This is a genomic window from Xenorhabdus kozodoii, from assembly GCF_002632875.1.
Classification (GTDB): Bacteria; Pseudomonadota; Gammaproteobacteria; order Enterobacterales; family Enterobacteriaceae; genus Xenorhabdus; species Xenorhabdus kozodoii.
In genome coordinates, this window is record NZ_NJCX01000099.1 from 1 (window position 1) to 774 (window position 774).

A 774-nucleotide genomic window follows, 5' to 3' on the forward strand; every position below is an offset into this window, starting at 1 on the left:
GGGGGCGCTGACCACTTTGTGATTCATGACTGGGGTGAAGTCGTAACAAGGTAACCGTAGGGGAACCTGCGGTTGGATCACCTCCTTACCGAGTGATAGTAGATTTGTGTAGTGTCCACACAGATTGTCTGATAGAGAAGAGCCGGATGCGGTATAGGCTTGTAGCTCAGGTGGTTAGAGCGCACCCCTGATAAGGGTGAGGTCGGTGGTTCAAGTCCACTCAGGCCTACCAGTTTTTCCGGGAAACACGATGGGGCTATAGCTCAGCTGGGAGAGCGCCTGCCTTGCACGCAGGAGGTCAGCGGTTCGATCCCGCTTAGCTCCACCATCCTCTTCTTGCCACCTTAATAATTTCAGAACACATTCCTGGCAGTGTGTTGTGAAATTTATGCTCTTTAACAATCTGGAACAAGCTGAAAATTGAAACAATCCGTGCCGTTGCGACAAGGGCACGGGTGAGTCTCTCAACACTCCGACTCGAAGACACCTTCGGGTTGTGAGGTTAAGCGAATAAGCGTACACGGTGGATGCCTAGGCAGTCAGAGGCGATGAAGGACGTGCTAATCTGCGAAAAGCGCCGGTGAGCTGATATGAAGCGTTATCAGCCGGCGATGTCCGAATGGGGAAACCCAGTGCAATCCGTTGCACTATCCTTCACTGAATCCATAGGTGAAGGAGGCGAACCGGGGGAACTGAAACATCTCAGTACCCCGAGGAAAAGAAATCAACCGAGATTCCCCCAGTAGCGGCGAGCGAACGGGGAGGAGCCCAGAG

2 tRNA genes and 2 rRNA genes are annotated in these 774 nt (G+C 53.0%); all 4 read left to right on the top strand.

What is annotated here, in order from left to right:
- Nucleotides 1–88: ribosomal RNA gene (locus tag Xkoz_RS19275) — 16S ribosomal RNA — on the top strand; the annotation flags it as partial.
- Between the two features lie 67 nt (nucleotides 89–155).
- Nucleotides 156–232 (top strand) — tRNA-Ile (locus tag Xkoz_RS19280).
- Nucleotides 233–252: 20 nt separating this feature from the next.
- Nucleotides 253–328 (top strand) — tRNA-Ala (locus Xkoz_RS19285).
- A gap of 172 nt (nucleotides 329–500) precedes the next feature.
- Nucleotides 501–774 (top strand): 23S ribosomal RNA (locus tag Xkoz_RS19290); the annotation flags it as partial.